General features: G+C 75.5%; 16 protein-coding genes. 8 read left to right on the forward strand and 8 right to left on the reverse strand.

Features of this window, described 5'->3' with window-relative positions:
- Nucleotides 1-7: 7 nt before the first annotated feature.
- Nucleotides 8-1,429 carry a cytochrome P450 gene (locus JUB12_RS13115; protein WP_205695873.1) on the reverse strand — a complete coding sequence of 474 codons (1,422 nt, stop codon included), beginning with the start codon at nucleotides 1,427-1,429 and terminating at the stop codon, nucleotides 8-10.
- A 53-nt stretch (nucleotides 1,430-1,482) separates the two neighbouring features.
- Here JUB12_RS13115 and JUB12_RS13120 point away from each other — a divergent pair, with 53 nt between their 5' ends.
- On the forward strand, nucleotides 1,483-2,103 hold the full coding sequence (locus tag JUB12_RS13120) for a TetR/AcrR family transcriptional regulator (protein ID WP_205695874.1): 621 nt from the start codon (nucleotides 1,483-1,485) through the stop codon (nucleotides 2,101-2,103).
- Here the strand turns inward: JUB12_RS13120 and JUB12_RS13125 are convergent.
- Nucleotides 2,081-2,965, reverse strand: a complete 885-nt coding sequence (locus JUB12_RS13125; protein ID WP_205695875.1) for an SDR family oxidoreductase — start codon at nucleotides 2,963-2,965, stop codon at nucleotides 2,081-2,083. The two genes, JUB12_RS13120 and JUB12_RS13125, sit on opposite strands and share 23 nt — an antisense overlap.
- A 64-nt stretch (nucleotides 2,966-3,029) precedes the next feature.
- Nucleotides 3,030-3,791, reverse strand: a complete 762-nt coding sequence (locus tag JUB12_RS13130) for a trans-aconitate 2-methyltransferase (RefSeq protein ID WP_205695876.1) — start codon at nucleotides 3,789-3,791, stop codon at nucleotides 3,030-3,032.
- An 88-nt stretch (nucleotides 3,792-3,879) separates the two neighbouring features.
- Between JUB12_RS13130 and JUB12_RS13135 the strand changes: the two genes are divergently transcribed.
- Nucleotides 3,880-4,764 (forward strand): LysR family transcriptional regulator, encoded by an 885-nt coding sequence (locus tag JUB12_RS13135; RefSeq protein WP_205695877.1) that lies wholly within the window; start codon nucleotides 3,880-3,882, stop codon nucleotides 4,762-4,764.
- 5 nt (nucleotides 4,765-4,769) lie between these two features.
- Here the strand turns inward: JUB12_RS13135 and JUB12_RS13140 are convergent, their stop codons facing one another.
- Both JUB12_RS13140 and JUB12_RS13145 read right to left on the reverse strand, forming a co-directional pair.
- A complete protein-coding gene (locus JUB12_RS13140; protein WP_205695878.1) occupies nucleotides 4,770-5,192 on the reverse strand; it encodes a Rieske 2Fe-2S domain-containing protein in 423 nt (140 codons plus the stop codon).
- Between the two features lie 10 nt (nucleotides 5,193-5,202).
- Nucleotides 5,203-5,670 (reverse strand): nucleoside 2-deoxyribosyltransferase, encoded by a 468-nt coding sequence (locus JUB12_RS13145; protein ID WP_205695879.1) that lies wholly within the window; start codon nucleotides 5,668-5,670, stop codon nucleotides 5,203-5,205.
- A gap of 97 nt (nucleotides 5,671-5,767) precedes the next feature.
- Here JUB12_RS13145 and JUB12_RS13150 point away from each other — a divergent pair, with 97 nt between their 5' ends.
- Both JUB12_RS13150 and pyk read left to right on the forward strand, forming a co-directional pair.
- A complete protein-coding gene (locus tag JUB12_RS13150) occupies nucleotides 5,768-7,357 on the forward strand; it encodes a hypothetical protein (protein ID WP_205695880.1) in 1,590 nt (529 codons plus the stop codon).
- Between the two features lie 46 nt (nucleotides 7,358-7,403).
- Complete coding sequence (gene pyk / locus JUB12_RS13155) at nucleotides 7,404-8,870, forward strand: pyruvate kinase (protein WP_205695881.1); 1,467 nt, start codon at nucleotides 7,404-7,406, stop codon at nucleotides 8,868-8,870.
- Here the strand turns inward: pyk and JUB12_RS13160 are convergent.
- The 3 genes from JUB12_RS13160 to JUB12_RS13170 all read right to left on the reverse strand — a co-directional run bounded on the left by JUB12_RS13160 (nucleotide 8,755) and on the right by JUB12_RS13170 (nucleotide 11,595).
- Nucleotides 8,755-9,303 carry a TVP38/TMEM64 family protein gene (locus tag JUB12_RS13160; RefSeq protein ID WP_205695882.1) on the reverse strand — a complete coding sequence of 183 codons (549 nt, stop codon included), beginning with the start codon at nucleotides 9,301-9,303 and terminating at the stop codon, nucleotides 8,755-8,757. The genes pyk and JUB12_RS13160 overlap by 116 nt on opposite strands.
- A gap of 148 nt (nucleotides 9,304-9,451) precedes the next feature.
- A complete protein-coding gene (locus JUB12_RS13165) occupies nucleotides 9,452-10,837 on the reverse strand; it encodes an AarF/ABC1/UbiB kinase family protein (RefSeq protein WP_205695883.1) in 1,386 nt (461 codons plus the stop codon).
- Nucleotides 10,834-11,595: an MBL fold metallo-hydrolase gene (locus tag JUB12_RS13170; protein WP_205695884.1), complete on the reverse strand. Its 762-nt coding sequence runs from the start codon at nucleotides 11,593-11,595 to the stop codon at nucleotides 10,834-10,836. The genes JUB12_RS13165 and JUB12_RS13170 overlap by 4 nt, the downstream gene beginning before the upstream one ends.
- Nucleotides 11,596-11,664: 69 nt before the next feature.
- Here JUB12_RS13170 and JUB12_RS13175 point away from each other — a divergent pair, with 69 nt between their 5' ends.
- From JUB12_RS13175 to JUB12_RS13190, 4 genes are read left to right on the forward strand one after another with little or no spacing between them, the layout of a single operon-like run.
- Nucleotides 11,665-12,042: a VOC family protein gene (locus JUB12_RS13175; protein WP_205695885.1), complete on the forward strand. Its 378-nt coding sequence runs from the start codon at nucleotides 11,665-11,667 to the stop codon at nucleotides 12,040-12,042.
- Nucleotides 12,043-12,098: 56 nt separating this feature from the next.
- Nucleotides 12,099-12,872, forward strand: a complete 774-nt coding sequence (locus JUB12_RS13180) for a tyrosine-protein phosphatase (RefSeq protein ID WP_205695886.1) — start codon at nucleotides 12,099-12,101, stop codon at nucleotides 12,870-12,872.
- A gap of 12 nt (nucleotides 12,873-12,884) precedes the next feature.
- Nucleotides 12,885-13,793 (forward strand): hypothetical protein, encoded by a 909-nt coding sequence (locus tag JUB12_RS13185; RefSeq protein ID WP_205695887.1) that lies wholly within the window; start codon nucleotides 12,885-12,887, stop codon nucleotides 13,791-13,793.
- A 12-nt stretch (nucleotides 13,794-13,805) separates the two neighbouring features.
- Nucleotides 13,806-15,308 carry a Ppx/GppA phosphatase family protein gene (locus tag JUB12_RS13190; protein WP_205695888.1) on the forward strand — a complete coding sequence of 501 codons (1,503 nt, stop codon included), beginning with the start codon at nucleotides 13,806-13,808 and terminating at the stop codon, nucleotides 15,306-15,308.
- Nucleotides 15,309-15,312: the final 4 nt, after the last annotated feature.

A 15,312-nucleotide genomic window follows, 5' to 3' on the forward strand; every position in this document is an offset into this window, starting at 1 on the left:
GCGCGCTTCAGCGATCGCGGCGCGCCGTCATGACGACGCGCCCGCCCTTCTCGGGGATCATCGTCACGTTGCGCATCCGCGCGCGCTCGAAGTGCTCGGGGTGCGCCGCGACCATGTCCGTGCGCCGCGCGACGGTGCGCAGCACGACCCGCTGCTCGGCCATCGCCAGCGCCGCCCCCAGGCAGCGGCGCGTGCCGCCGCCGAACGGGATCCACGTGTACGTCCCGGGCTTGGCCCCGACGAAGCGCTCGGGCCGGAACTGGAACGGCTCGGGGTAGACGTCCTCGCGGTGGTGCAGCAGCAGGATGTGGAGCGCCACCGGCGTCTGCGCGGCGATCGTGAAGTCGCCGAGCTGCCACGGCACCTGCACGCGCCGGCCGACCATCGGGATGACGGGGCGCACGCGCATGCCCTCGTGCACGGTCGCCTCGACGTAGCCGTCGGGGTCGCCGTCCTCGGAGCGGGCGACGTCGCGCAGGCGGTCGTAGGCGGCGGGGAAGCGCACGAGCCGCTCGAGCGTCCACGCCAGCGAGTTGGCGGTCGTCTCGTGGCCGGCGAGGACGAGCGTGAGGAGCTCGTCGCGCAGCTCCTCGTCGCTCAGCGGCGCGCCGTCCTCCGTGCGAGCCTGGAGCAGGAGCGAGAGCACGTCGTCGCCGGTCGCTCCCCGCGCGCGGCGGTCGCGGATGACCGCGTACAGGCGCTTGTCGCTGTAGGCGAGGATCCGCTTGAGCACCCCGCGCGGTTCGTCGCGGCCGAGGTTCTCGAGGTCGACGAGGCTCCACGCCGGGTGGGTGGACCAGGCCAGGACGCGGCGGACGGTCTCGCGCAGGTCGTGCTCGATCGTCCCGGGCCCGGGCGTGCCTTCGATGCCGAAGACGCCGGCGAGGATGACGTCGAGCGTCAGCGCCTGCATGCGCGGCGCGAGGCTGAACGGGCGCCCGACGGGCCAGCGGTCGACCTCGCGCTCGGCGACCTCGGTGATGACGTCGGTGTAGCGGCGCACGGCGTCGCCGTGGAACGGGGGCAGCAGGAGCTTGCGCTGGCGCAGGTGGCGCGGGCCGTTGGCGGTGAGGACGGAGTTCGGGCCGAGGACCGGGCGCAGCGGCGACTCGGCGGTCATCGACGGCACGAGCCCCGGCTTGGCCTTGAACAGCGACGCGACGTGGTCGGGGTGGCTCGTGACGATGAGGTCGGCGTCGCGCACGACCAGGCGCACGCGGAAGACCTCGCCCATCTCGCGGCCCGAGCGCATGCTCGTGCCGAACGGGCGCAGGCCGAGGCCGATGGTCTGCTTGAGCGGGCGGCCCGGAAGCCGCGGCGGCGGGTTGAAGGCGCCGGCGTGGTCGGGCAGCGGGCCGGCGGGCGAGGGCGCGAACCGGCCGCCCGCCTCCGGCTGCTCGGCGCGCGGGGCCTCCGTCGTGGCGCTCATGGTACGAGACGGTACCAGACCATGGTCGTCCATCTTCTGGCAGGGTGCGGGACGTGACGGAGACGTCCACCACGGTCATGCCGGACGCCACGGGCAGTCACCGCGACCGCCTGCTCGCCGCCATGGCCGACGCGCTGCGCGAGCGCGGCTTCCGGGGCACCACCGTGGCCGACGTGGTCCGCCACGCCCGGGTCTCCCGGCGCACGTTCTACGAGCACTTCGAGGACCTCGTCGCCTGCTACCTGGCGCTGGGCGACGTCCTGGGCGACCTCGTCCTGGCGCAGATCCGGGCGGCGGCGTCGCTCGACAAGCCGCTGGAGGAGCGCCTGGACGCGGCCACCGACGCCTACCTGCGGTCGCTCACCAGCGAGCCGGAGCTCACGCGCACCTACGGCTACGAGATGTACCTGGCGGGCGAGCGCGGGATCGAGCGCCTCCACGCCGTGCACGAGAAGGCGGCGCAGGTCCTGCACGACCTCGTGGAGGAGGCGCGCGAGCGCGAGCCCGACCTCCAGGCGCTGCCGGTCGACACCGCGATCGTCATCGTCGCGGGCATCCGCGAGCTGGCCACGCGGGTGTTCGACGCGCCGGACCCCGCGCGGCGCCGGCGCGAGGTGCAGGACGTCGCGCGCGGCCTGCTGCGCGCGGTGCTCACCGCCCCTGCTGACGGCTGAGGCGCACCTTGCGCATCGAGTGGCCGTCGCGGCGGCCGAGGGCCTCGACGCGCTCCAGCAGGTCGAAGTAGCGGTTGGGCGCGAGGCGCACGAGCAGGTCGAAGAAGACCGCGTCGGCGCCGACGCGGATGCGCGGCTTGCCGGCCTGGATGCCCTCGTGGATGGTCTTGGCCGCCTTCTCCGGCGAGGTCTGGGCGATGCGGTCGAACTCCTTGACCGCGCGGGCGTGGTCGGTCGAGCCACCGGCGTCGACGTGGTAGCGGGCGTTGGCGACGATGTTCGTCTTCACGCCGCCGGGGTGGATGGTCGTCGCGCGCACGCCGGTGCCGCGCAGCTCGTGGCGCAGGGCCTCGGTGAAGCCACGCACGGCGTGCTTGGAGGCGCAGTAGGCGCTCTGGTTGGGGAAGCCGATGAGGCCGAAGACGCTCGAGGTGTTCGCGATCGTGCCGGAGCCCTGGTCGAGGAGGATCGGCAGGAAGGCGCGGGTGCCGTGGACGACGCCGCCGAAGTTCACGTCGACGACCCACTCGTCGTCCTCGGGCGAGGCGCCGGCCACCGACTGGGCGACGGTGACGCCCGCGTTGTTGACGACGGCCCCGATCGGCGCGGGTGCCCACTGCGCGACGTCGGCGGCGAAGGCCATCACGCCCTGGCGGTCGCGGACGTCGAGCCTGCGGTGCAGGACCGGCCCGGCGCACTGGGCCGCCGTCTCCTCGAGCTGCTCCTCGTGCCAGTCGGCCAGCGCGACCGGGCAGCCGCGCGCCGCCATCCGCAGGGCGAGCGCGCGGCCCATGCCCGAGCCGGCGCCGGTGATGACCCAGGTCCGGCCGTCGAGGGTGGGCGGGGCGTCGGCACGCGGCATCGGTACCCGACCGTACCGGAACCGGTCGGGGGTGGAAGGTGCCTGGCACCCTCCACCCTGGCGCTCAGGGCTTGCGGGCCTCGAGCTCCAGGCGGACGTAGTCGATGACCGGCTCCGGGCCGAGCGCGCGGGCGACCGCGGCGACGAGGGCGTCGGCGTCGGCGGCCGAGCGCTCCGCCACGTAGGAGCCCAGGACGACGGTGCGCAGGTAGGTCTCGACGCCGTCGCGCGTGACGGGCGCCGGGTCGGCCCGCAGGCGGGCGTGGACGTCGGTGAAGCCCGCGGCCTGGAGCTCGCGCGTCGCCGTCTCGGGGTCGTCGAACGTCCATGGGGTGTCGTGGACGCCGAGGTCGCGCAGCGCCTGCAGGATCCGGGCGATGTTGCCGGCCCCGCCGCAGTCCACGACGAGCTGGCCGCCGGGCTTGAGCGCGGCGTGCAGGCGCCGCCACAGTGCGGGGTGGTCCGGGACCCAGTGGAAGGTCGAGGTCGAGACGACCGCGCACAGCGACCCGGGCTCGGCGAACCCGTCGGCCCCCAGGTCGGCGACCACGAACGCGACGCGCGGGTCGTCGCCGAGGACGGCGCGGGCCTCCGCGACCATCGACGGCGAGCCGTCCAGCGCGATGACCCGGCCCTCGGGGCCCAGGCGCTCGAGCACCGCGGCGGTGACGCGCCCCGTGCCGCAGCCGGCGTCGAGCACGGTCATGTGCGGCTGCAGCTCGAGGCGGTCGACGGCGAGCAGGCCGCGACGGGTCATCGGCGCCCCCACGCGGTCGTAGGTGGCGGCGTCCCAGTCGCGGGGCCCGGAGGCGGAGGAGGTCGGCATGGGCGGCAGCGTGCCGCCGCGGCATCCACGGCACAAGGCTGTGGACGACGTGGTTCGATAGCCGTTGGCCGTGGTAGGGTCGCGCGCCGTGGACGTGCTCGGCGACGCCGCGCGCCTGCGGGCGTTCCTCGCGGTGGCCGACCGCGGGTCCTTCACCGCCGCGGCCCGGGTGCTCGGCGTGAGCCAGCCGACGGTCTCCTCGCACGTCGCCGCGCTCGAGCGCCGGGCGGGGGCGCCGCTCGTCGAGCGCTCACGCGCGGGCGCGCGCCTCACGCCGGCCGGCGAGGCGCTGCGCCCGCACGCCGCCGCCCTGCTGGCCGAGGCCGAGGCGGCGGGCGCCGCCGTCGAGCGCGCCGTCGCGCCCGAGCGCCGCCACCTGCGCCTCGGCGGCGGCGAGGTCCTGACCACGCACGTCCTCCCGCCCGCGCTGGCCCGGCTGCGCGCGCGGCTGCCCTCGCTGCTCGTCGACGTCCTCGCCGGCGACGAGGCCACCGTCGTCGACGCCCTCCGGCAGGGTCGCGTCGACGGCGCCCTCCTCACCGACCGCGCGCCCGCCGCCGGCCTCGTCGTGGAGCCCTTCGCCCGGGACGCGCTCGTCTGCCTCCTCCCCGCCGGCCATCCGCTCGCCGAGCGCGATCGCGTGCGCCTCACCGACCTCCGGCGCGAGACCCTCGTCGTCCGCCACGCCGGCGCCGTCGACCGCCGCGAGGTCGACGCGCTCCTCGCCGCCCGCTCCATCACCCCCGCCGCGCGCCTCGTCGCGGGCACCGCCGAGGGCGTCCGGCGCTCCGTCTCGGCCGGCCTCGGCGTCGGCCTCGTCCCGGGCGTCGCGACCGCCGGTGCGGACCAGGGGACCGTCCCCCGCCCGCTTGCGGGCGCGCCGCGCTTCACCTACGCGCTGGCGACCCTGCCCACGAACCGCCCGCCGCTGGCCGACGCGCTCCTCGCCGCCCTGCGCGAGGAGCGAGGGTGAGACCCCTACGTCCCAGGGGGCTCGTCGACGAGCGCGATCCAGCCGTCCACGACGGCGACCGGGAAGGTGCGCAGGGGGGCCGCGGTGTTGGCGACGCCCTGGACCGCCTTCGAGTACGGCGGGAAGCCGAAGACCTTGCCCTTGGGGCCCGAGACCATCTCGCCCGTGCGCACGTCGTAGCGGGCGCGGTGCCAGGGGCACTCCAGGCAGCCGTCGCGGATCTGGCCGCGCCCGAGCTTGGCGAACTGGTGGCGGCAGACGTTGCCCGTCGCGAACGGGACGCCGTCGACCATGCCCACCGCGAGCGTGCCGTGCTCGTCGGTGTCGACCTCCACGACGTCGTCGGCCTTCAGGACGTCGGCCTGCACGAGGCGGCGACCCTGGGCCTTGACGGGGTTCCCGGAGGTGACGGGCGGGGCGATGGACATGGCCTCGGGGCTACCCGGACGCGCCGAGCTCCCGCACCAGGTCGTCGAGGTCGGCGCAGATCCGCCCGCCGCTGTGCACGACGAACGCCTCGACCTGGAGGTTCACCGCCATCCCCGGCTCGCCCGCCCGGCGCAGGTCGGTGCGCAGCCCGTCGCAGCGCAGGCCCAGCGCGGCGGCGAAGCCGAGCTCGGCCACGGTCCCCGAGTCGGGCTCCTGGCCCTCGAGCACCGCGACGAGCCGGTCGCACGTGCGCAGCGCCTCGGCGTTGCGGCGGCCGACCTCCAGCCAGAACGGCCGCTGCTCCTCGGGCGTGCGCCCCACGGTCGCGGCTGCGGCCTCCTCGGGCGCCGTGAGCGCCCACGGGTCGACGGGCTCGACGACCGCCGCCAGCGCGGGCAGCAGCACCTCGCCGTACCAGTGCCGCCCCGCGGCGGTGAAGCCCAGCGGGCTGGCGACGTACGTCCTCGGGCGCCCCACCGCCGGGACGCTAGCCAGGTCGGGGGCCGGACCGCCGCGGCCACCGGCCGGCGCGCCCGCTCAAGGTCTCGCCCCAGCCGCCGATGCTGACCTGACCGTGGGTCGCCTGCCGCTCGTCGCAGCCCTCGCCGTCGCCGCCGGCCTCGCCGGGCCGTCGACGGCCGCCGCCCAGGAGGGCGGCGCGTGGAACTGCGCGGCAAGCGCGGTGCGCGGCACCGTGCTGGGCACGACGATCGAGCCGGTCTTCGCGAACGTCGGCGAGCCGGAGTGCCGGACCGACACCCACGCGCTCGTCGACACCGCCAAGCAGCTGCCGCTGCCCCTGCAGCTCTCCGCGGTCACGGCCGGCACCTCGATCACCGGCGCCTCGTCGTCGCGCGCGCGGGACCGCACCGCCCTCGCCGTCGGCGGCGTGACCGACCTCAAGGTCCTCGCGCTGTCCCAGCTGCCGGACGTCGCGCTCGGCCCGCTGCTCGACGCCCTGCCGTCGCTGTCGCTGCCGATCCCCGGCGCGCTCCAGCTCCTGGGCCTCCCGCCGCAGCTCAGCCTCGACCTCGTCCCGGCGGTGCGCAGCCTGCTCGACGGGCTGAACACCGCCGACGTCCTCACGGTCCAGGGCGTCCAGGCCGCCGCCACCGCCGCGTGCGTCGACGGCCAGCCCAAGCTCGTCGGCGCCTCGCAGGTCGCCGGGGTGCGCGTGCTCGGCCAGGACCTCGGGCTCGACGGCGTGCTGGACCAGACGCTCGACCTGCTGGACACGACGAGCCTCGACCTGTCGGACCTCGACGTCTCGAAGATCAAGCTGCCGCTGGTCGACGGCATCACGGGCCCGGTCCTCCAGGGCCTCGTGCAGCCGCTCCTCAAGCCGCTGCTCGACGCGCTGCCGCCGATCTCCATCCCCGCGGCGGTGCTCAAGCTCAAGGTCACGCCCAACCAGCAGACGCGCTCTCCCGACGGCCGCTCGCTCACGCAGCGCGCGCTGCGCGTCGAGGCCTCGCTGCTCGGCCAGCCGCTGCTCGACGTCGTCGTCGGCGAGGCCGCCGTCGGCAACGGCGACGTCGACTGCTCGGGCGACGCCGGCCCGCAGACCGCCAACGACCTCGCGCTGGCCTGCACGACGCGCAAGCTCGTGCTGACCGACGTCGTGCCCGAGGGCCGCCGCGTGCGGCTCCTCGGCGCCGCGGACCGCTCCCTGGCGGGCAAGCGCGTCGCCATCACGCTCCAGGCCACGGGCAAGGTCGTCGCCCGCCCGGTCGTCCGCGCGGACGGCTCGTTCACCGCCACGGCGCCGATGCCGTCGCGCAAGGTGCGCTCGGGCAACCGCGCGCGCTACGTCGCCAAGGTCGGCCGGGAGCGCAGCCTCAACCTCAAGCTGCAGCGGCGCATGCAGGTCACCGGCGTGCGCTCGAAGGGCGGAGCGGTCACGATCTCCGGCCGCGTCGCCCGGCCGCTGGCCGGCACCGAGCGGGCCCGCCGGATCACCGTCAAGCGGCGCCTGAGCTGCAAGACCTGGGAGACCGTCGGCACCACCGCGCCCAAGGCCGACGGCAGCTTCCGGATCACCGTCGACGCGCCGGAGGGCACCGCCGCCGCGGTCTACCGCCTGGGCTCGAAGGTGCGCCGGACCACGCGCAACCCGAAGCTCTTCCCGACGTTCTCGCTGCCGCGCGCGGTGAACCTGCTGTAGCGCCGAGGCAGGGGCCGCGCACCGCGGGGGTAGCCTGCGACGCGCCATGGCAGACCGCCGCACGAAGATCGTCGCCACCATCGGACCGGCCTCGCGGGACCCCGAGGTCCTGGTCCGGCTCATCGAGGCGGGGATGGACGTCGCGCGGCTGAACTTCAGCCACGGCACGCACGACCAGCACGCCGAGACCGCGCAGCGCGTGCGCGACGCCGCCGGCCGCGCCGGGCGCCCGGTGGCGATCCTCCAGGACCTCCCCGGCCCGAAGCTGCGCATCGGGCCGCTGCGCGAGGGCACCGCCGAGCTCAAGCCCGGCGACGAGCTGACCTTCGTCTGCGGCGACGGCGACGTCGAGGGCGACGAGCGCCGGATGTCGCTCTCGTGGGCCGACCTGCCGCAGTCCGTCGAGGCGGGCGACGTGCTCTACCTCGCCGACGGCGCGGTGCGCCTGCGGGCGACCGCGGTGCGCCCTGGCGAGCGCGAGGTCGACACCGAGGTCGTGGTCGGCGGCGTCGTCGCCTCGCGCCAGGGCCTCAACATCCCGGGCCCCGCCGACCTCCTGCCCTCCGTGCCCGAGGAGGACCTCGAGCACCTGCGCGCCGGCAGCCGCATCGGCGTGGACGTCGTTGCGCTGAGCTTCGTCCGCCGCCCCGAGGACGTCCTCCACGTCCGCGAGCACACGCGCGTCCCGCTCATCGCGAAGATGGAGAAGCCCCAGGCGGTCGACAACGCCGAGGCGATCATCAAGGTCTCCGACTGCGTGATGGTCGCCCGCGGCGACCTCGGCATCGAGCTGCCCATCGAGGAGGTCCCGATGGTGCAGAAGCGGCTCATCGCCATGGCCGGGCGCTTCGCGCGGCCGGTGATCACCGCGACGCAGATGCTCGACTCCATGGTCACCTCGTCGCGCCCGACGCGCGCGGAGGTCGCCGACGTCGCCAACGCGATCCTGGACGGCACCGACGCGGTGATGCTCTCCCAGGAGACCGCCGTCGGCGCCTACCCCGTCGGTGCCGTCGAGATGATGGCCGCGGTCGCCCGGACCGTCGAGGGGTCGCTGCCCTACGAGCGCTGGAACGACGAGCGCGTGGCGCGCGACGCCCGCGACCCGTCGTACACGATGGCCCACGCGGCCTGCGAGGCCGCGCGCGAGCTCGGCCTCGACGCGCTGGTGATCCCGACCCTGTCGGGCCGCAGCGCCCGCCTCGTCAGCGCGCACCGCCCGGAGGTGCCGATCTTCGCCCTCTCGCCCGGCCGCGAGACGGTCCGCCGCTGCGGGCTCATGTGGGGCGTCAAGGGCGCCTCGATGCCCCGCCACGAGGTGACCGAGGAGCTCATCCACCACGCGGCCCGCCGCGTCGCCGAGCTCGGGTGGCTCAAGCCGGGCAGCCGCGTGGGCATCACGGCCGGGCTGCCGTCGGGCCGGCCGGGGTCGACCTCCCTCCTGCAGATCCAGGAAGTCCCCGAGCCGACCGCGCCTCCCGCCGTGCCACGAGCGCCCCGGCGACAGCCATGAGCAGGATGACCCCGATGGCGCCCAGCGCGACGGGGTCGGTGAGGTCGTCGAAGCTGCCGCCGAGCGCGGCGTAGGCGGCGGTCCGCGGCGCGGCGCCCAGGGCGGTGGCGGCGGTGAACGAGCGCAGGCGCACCGGCGACAGGCCGGCGGCGTAGTTCACGAGCGTGTACGGCACGCCGGGCATGAGCCGGGCGTAGAGCACGCTGAGGAAGCCGCGCTGGCCGACCCACTCGCGCAGCGCCCGCAGCCGCGGGCCCTGGAGGCGCTCGACGGCGTCGTGGGCGAGGCGGCGGGCGATCGTGAACGCCAGGACGGCGCCGAGCACGACGGCCAGCACCGCAAGCGGCGCGCCCAGCGCGGTGCCGAACAGCAGCCCGCCCGCGCCCGCCAGCAGCGGGCCGGGGAAGAGCGTCGGGACCAGGAGCGCCGCCACGGCGACGTAGAGGACCGGCCCGAGGACGCCGTGGCCGTCGAGGCGGTCGCGCAGCTCGTCGGCGCTCAGGCCCCCGGACAGCGCGACGGCGCCGAAGCCGACGCCGATGACGACCGCCAGGACGACGAGGCGGCCGACCGCCCGGCGGTCAGCGTCGCGCGGCGTAGAACTCGGCCTCCTGGCGCCCGAGCTCCGTCCGCGGCGCGTCGCCGTAGATCCACTCCCGGGCGATGGCGTTCCAGTTGTTGCACGCCCGCAGCTGGCTGAGCACCGCGAGCGTCAGCGTCTCCAGGCGCCGGCCGAAGAGGTGGTCGGCCGGCAGCGTCTCGCGGCGCATCGTGTCGAAGTGGCGCGAGCGCGGGTCGCCCATCTGGATCAGGACCTCCGTCGCGAGCTCGGGCGTGAGCTGGATGTCGGCGTCGATCGTGTACCAGCCCACGAGGTCCTCGAACTGCTCGAGGATCGACTCGTGCGTGTAGCGCGACGGGTCGCTGATCCACCCGCCGCGGTGCATGTGGTCGATGAGCTCCTCGGCGCGGCCCTCGATGCCCAGCCGCTGCGTCTCGAGCTCGAACTCCGCGGCCTCGTCGCTGATCCTCTTGAACAGCCCGAAGTCCAGGAACGCCATGCGGGGCAGCGGCCCGTCGCGGTCCAGCACGAGGCAGTTGCCCGGGTGCGGGTCGCCGCTGAACTGGCGGTGGCGGTACATCGTCCCGAAGTAGAAGCGGAAGATGACCTCGCCGACCGCGTCGCGCTCCTCCTGGGAGGCGGACTCGAGCTCCTCGAAGCGCCGGCCCTGCACGAACTCGGAGACCACGACGCGCTCGTGGCTGAGCGACGTGACGACGTCCGGGATGACGATGAACGGGTGGCCGCGGTAGATGCGCGCGAGCGTGCGCTGGTTGGCGGCCTCGAGCTCGTAGTCGAGCTCCTCCTCCATGCGCTCGCGGATCTCGCCGCCGATCGCGTCCGGGTCCAGCCCCGGCGCCATCCGCTTCATGAGCCGCAGCAGGATGCCCATGTTCTGGAGGTCCGAGCGCACGGCGCGCGCGACGCCGGGGTACTGGACCTTCACCGCGACGTCGCGGCCGTCGTGCAGGCGGGCGCGGTAGACCTGGCCGATCGACGCGGCGGCGATCGGCACCGGGTCGAAGGTGTCGAAGACGTGGTCGAGCTTCTCGCCGTAGGACTCCTCGAGGACCCGCTTCATGTCCTTGAAGGCGACCTTGGGCGCGGCGTCGCGCAGCTCGGCGAGCTTGGCCTGGAACTCCTCCCGGTGGCTCTCCGGGACCAGGCCGACGTCGAGGAAGCTCAGGACCTGGCCGAGCTTCATCGCCGCGCCCTTCATCGTCCCGAGCACGGCGACGATCTGCTCGGCCGCCTCGATCTGGCGCTGCTCGAGCGCGCGCTGGGCCGCCTCGTCGGAGCGCGCGACGTTCGCGGCACGGGTGCCCGCCTGGCGCGCGGCCTGCGTGGCGGCGAGGCGACCGACCTTGGCGGCCCGCCGCCAGCGCCCGGTCGGGAGCTCGCTCACCGCTCGATCTTCGAGCCCGGGACGATGTCGTCGCGTCCGTCGGGCCAGCGCACCCAGGCCTTGTGGCCGCCGTCGTAGTCGTCGCCGAGCAGCACGAGCGTCGCGGGCTCGCCAAGCGCCGTGCACGGCTCGTCGCCCTCGGGGTCGACGCCGCGCCAGACGCGGATGAAGCGGTTGTGCTCCCACTCGTCGCCGACCGTGGACGGGTCGGTGTGGCCGGGGCGCAGCACGGTCTGCGCCGGCAGCCCCATGATCGTGTCCATCACCGAGCTCTTGAGGTCGGCGTAGGAGGTCGATCCCGGCGCGCGCACGCCGCCGACCGAGCCCTTGAACAGCGTGTCCCCGGTGAAGAGCTCGCCCTCGACCAGGAGGCCGAGCATCCCCGCCGTGTGGCCCGGGATGTGCAGGACCTCGACCGCCAGCTCGCCGACCTGGACCGTGTCGCCCGGGGCGATCTCGCCGGTGACGTGCTGCTCGAGCTCGGGCGCGGCGGCCTTGAGCGCCTCGCGCTCGCGGGCGTCGATGAGGACCTCGATCCCGGGGTGGGCCGCCACGACCTCCCCGATGGCCGAGACGTGGTCCCAGTGGTGGTGGGTGAGCAGGAGGTGCGTCGGCGTGATCCCGAGCTCCTGCGCCCTCGCCGCCAGCCCGGCCACGTCGCCGTGGGCGTCGACGTAGAAGCCGTCGCCCCCGCCGTCGGGTCCCACGAGGTACGTGTTGGCCAGGAACTGGTCGTCCATCGTCCGCTCGACGCGCATGGCCGCGCAGCATCCCAGACGCGCCGTCAAGGCTCGTGAAGCGCGCGGGGGGCTTTGTAGGCTCGCCAGGTGCCCGAGCTCATCCACACCTGCTACCGGATCGGCGACATCGACCGCTCGGTCGCCTTCTACGGCGCCCTGGGCTTCGAGGAGCGCCGCCGCATGGACCTCCCCGACGGCGCGACGAACGTCTTCCTCGGGCTCCCCGGCGACGGCGACCGCCTCGAGCTGACCAAGAACCCCGGGGTCGACAGCTACGACCTGGGGACGGGCTACAACCACATCGCGCTGACCGTCGAGGACCTCGACGACACGCTCGCGGGGCTGGCGCAGGAGGGCATCCAGCCCGAGAAGCCGCCGTACCAGGTGCGCGCGGGCGGCTCGCGCATCTGCTTCGTGCGCGACCCCGACGGCTACCGCGTCGAGCTCATCGAGCGCCCGGCGTAGCGCCCTTCACCACCCGTCCACGGCCGCCGCGGCGCCCCGCGCTACGGTGGCCGGACGTGCGGTGGCTCGAGCTCGACGGCGTCGTCAACGGTCGTGACGTGGGCGGTCTGGCCCTCGCGGAGGGCGGCGCCGTCGCGCCCGGCCGGCTGCTGCGCTCGGACAACCTCCAGGACCTGAGCGAGGCCGACGTCGACCGGCTCGTCGAGGACCTCCGGCTGCGGACGGTCATCGACCTGCGCACGGGCGCCGAGCGCCGGCTCGAGGGCCCGACGCCGCTGGACCGCGACGGGCGCGTCGAGGTCCTGCACCTCTCCGTCCACCCCGAGACGGGCGGCCAGACCGACGTCGACGCCGAGACCGTCCTGCCGGGCTGGGGCGAGGCGGGCATGGCCGACGAGCCCGACGAGCACCCCGTCGTGCGCTCGTACCTCGGCTACCTCCAGCACCGCCCGGACGCCGTCGTCGCCGCCGTCCGCGCCATCGCGGGGACCGACGGCGCCGTGCTCGTGCACTGCGCGGCGGGCAAGGACCGCACCGGGGTCGTCGTCGCGCTCGCGCTCGACGCGGCCGGGGTCGACCGCGAGGCGGTCGTCGCCGACTACCTCGCGACGGCCGAGCGCATCGAGGCGATCATCGACCGGCTGGCCTCGACGCCGACCTACGCCGGCGAGGTCCGCTCGCAGGACCCGCGCTCGCACGCGCCGCGCCCGGGCACGATGGAGCGCGTGCTCGAGCTGCTCGACGAGCGCCACGGCGGCGCGGCCGGCTGGCTGCGCGCCCACGGCCTCACCGAGGACGAGCTCGCCGCCCTGCGCGCCCGCCTGGGCTAGCGTCGCGCGGCGATGGGGTTCCTCGACGCCTTCCGCAAGGGCGACGCGACGATCACGCTCGCCGTCGACCCGCCGTCGCCGTCGCCCGGCGACGAGGTCACGCTGCGCGCCGACGTCGCCGGCGCGCTCGACGACAGGGCCCAGGGGCTGCGGCTCGCCCTGCGCTGCACCGAGCACTACCTCGTGTGGGACAAGGACCCGGGCGACGACCACGCCGAGCAGGAGTGGCGCAGCGCCACCCTGCACGAGGAGCGCGAGGAGCTCGAGGCCGCGCCCGGCGCGCACACCGCGACGTTCACGCTGCCCGCGGGGCTGCCGCACAGCTCGGCCGACGCGGTGCGCTGGCGCGCCGAGGCGCGCATCGACCGCCACCGCGGCCGCGACGCCAAGGCCGAGCAGGAGCTGCACGTGCCCGCGCCGGCCGCCGCCCTGCCGGCCGGGACGCTCGGCGCGGTGGTCGGCGAGGCGGGCGTCGGGCTCGAGGGCCTGCCCGCCGCCGTGGCACCCGGCGCGACGCTCGAGGGCGTCGTCGTCGTCACGCCGCCCGAGGACGTCAGGACCACCGGCGTCCTGGTCCGCCTGCGCCGCCGCCGCACGTACACCGCGACGGGCCACGACCTCGGCAACGCCTCCCTCACCGTCGGCGGGATGACGTTCGGCTCGGGCCGCTCGACCATCCACAAGGACGAGGAGGTCGCCGAGCTCGAGCTGCAGGGCGGCGGGGAGCTGGCCGCCGGCCACACCGTGCGCCTGCCCTTCGCCCTCCCCGTGCCGGCCGACGCCGGGCCGTCGGTCGTCGCGCCCCACGCCGTCGTGCGCTGGCAGGTCGAGGCGGTCCTCGCGCGGCGCATGCGCGGGGACCACACCGCGGTCGCGGAGGTCGTCGTCGCCGGGGCGAGCGCGGCCACGCCCGGCGGGTAGCCTGCCTCCGCGATGGCCGACCGGCGCGTCGCGGTGTGCGACCTGGGCTCCAACTCCTTCCGCCTCGTCGTCTTCACCGCCGCCGACGGCTGGTGGGGCCGCACGGACGAGATCTACGAGCCGGTCCGCATCGGCGAGGGGCTCGCGGCGACCGGACGGCTCGGCGACGAGGGCATCGCCCGCGCGCTGGCCACGGTCGAGGTGTTCGCGCACTTCTGCGAGGCCACGGGCGTCGAGGAGGTCGACGCGGTGGCCACGAGCGCCATCCGCGACGCCGAGAACGCCGACGAGTTCCTCCGCCGCTCGGCGCTGCCCGTGCGCGTCCTCTCCCAGCGCGACGAGGCCTACCACGGCTACCTGGCGGCGGTGAACTCCTCGACGCTGGCCGACGGCGTCGTGCTGGACATCGGCGGCGGCTCGATGCAGCTCGTGCGCGTCGTCGGCCGTCACGCCCAGGCGCTCGAGTCCTGGCGCCTGGGCGCGGTGCGGATGACCGAGCGCTTCGAGCTGGCCGGCGACGGGCCCGCGCCGGCCAAGCGCCTCAAGGCGCTGCGCGACCACGTCGCGCGCAAGCTCGAACGTGCGCCGTGGCTCGGCCGCTCCGGCGACCGGCTCGTGGCGCTCGGCGGCACGGTGCGCAACCTCGCCACCGCCGTGCAGCTCGAGCACGACATGCCGTCGATGGGCGTGCAGGGCTTCGTCCTCGAGCGCGCCGCCCTCGACGACCTCGTCGAGCGCCTCGCCGCGATGGCGCCGGCCGACCGCGGCAAGGTCCCAGGGATCAAGCCCGCGCGCGGCGACCTCATCCTCGCGGGCGCCGTCGTGGTCCAGGGGGTGCTCGAGGCCGGCGGCTTCGGCGCGCTCGAGGTCACCGAGGCGGGCCTGCGCGAGGGGGTCTTCTTCGCCCGCCACCTCCAGGGCGAGCCGCCGCTGGTCGACGACGTGCGCCGCTCGAGCGTCCTCAACCTCGCCGGACAGCACCACGTCGATCCGGCGCACACCGAGCACGTCGCCCGCCTCGCCCTGGGCCTCTTCGACGACCTCGCCGCGGCCGGCCTGCACCCCGGCGACCCGCGCGAGCGCGAGCTGCTGTGGGCGGCCTGCGTGCTCCACGACATCGGGATGGCCGTCGACTACGACGACCACCACAAGCACTCGCGCTACCTCGTGCTCAACAGCGGCCTGCCGGGCTTCAGCCAGCGCGAGGTCGCGCTGATCGGCCAGGCCGTGCGCTTCCACCGCAAGGGGATGCCGGGGCTCGGCCCGTTCTCGGCACTCGCGCACAAGGGCGACGCTGCGGTGCTCGACCGCTGCGCGGTGCTGCTGCGCCTGGCCGAGGACCTCGAACGCTCCCGCGACCAGGTCGTGCGCGCCGTCGGCGTCGCGGCGCGCAACGGCAAGGTCCGCCTGGCGCTGGAGGCCGCGGGCGACGTGCGCGTCGCGCAGTGGGCCGCGAGCCGCGAGCGCGACCTGTTCCGGCGCGCGTTCGACCGCGAGCTCGAGCTGACGGCGTAGCGCC

Origin of the sequence: Conexibacter sp. SYSU D00693, assembly GCF_017084525.1 — a bacterium.
In the GTDB taxonomy this organism is placed as follows: domain Bacteria; phylum Actinomycetota; class Thermoleophilia; order Solirubrobacterales; family Solirubrobacteraceae; genus Baekduia.

Bases quoted from the DNA above. Each gene is read 5' to 3' on its own strand.
- pyk (WP_205695881.1), top strand. From the start codon at position 7,404: ATGGCAGACCGCCGCACGAAGATCGTCGCCACCATCGGACCGGCCTCG.
- JUB12_RS13185 (WP_205695887.1), top strand. From the start codon at position 12,885: ATGGGGTTCCTCGACGCCTTCCGCAAGGGCGACGCGACGATCACGCTC.
- JUB12_RS13170 (WP_205695884.1), bottom strand. From the start codon at position 11,595: ATGCGCGTCGAGCGGACGATGGACGACCAGTTCCTGGCCAACACGTAC.
- JUB12_RS13140 (WP_205695878.1), bottom strand. From the start codon at position 5,192: ATGTCCATCGCCCCGCCCGTCACCTCCGGGAACCCCGTCAAGGCCCAG.
- JUB12_RS13125 (WP_205695875.1), bottom strand. From the start codon at position 2,965: ATGCCGCGTGCCGACGCCCCGCCCACCCTCGACGGCCGGACCTGGGTC.
- JUB12_RS13115 (WP_205695873.1), bottom strand. From the start codon at position 1,429: ATGAGCGCCACGACGGAGGCCCCGCGCGCCGAGCAGCCGGAGGCGGGC.
- JUB12_RS13190 (WP_205695888.1), top strand. From the start codon at position 13,806: ATGGCCGACCGGCGCGTCGCGGTGTGCGACCTGGGCTCCAACTCCTTC.
- JUB12_RS13130 (WP_205695876.1), bottom strand. From the start codon at position 3,791: ATGCCGACCTCCTCCGCCTCCGGGCCCCGCGACTGGGACGCCGCCACC.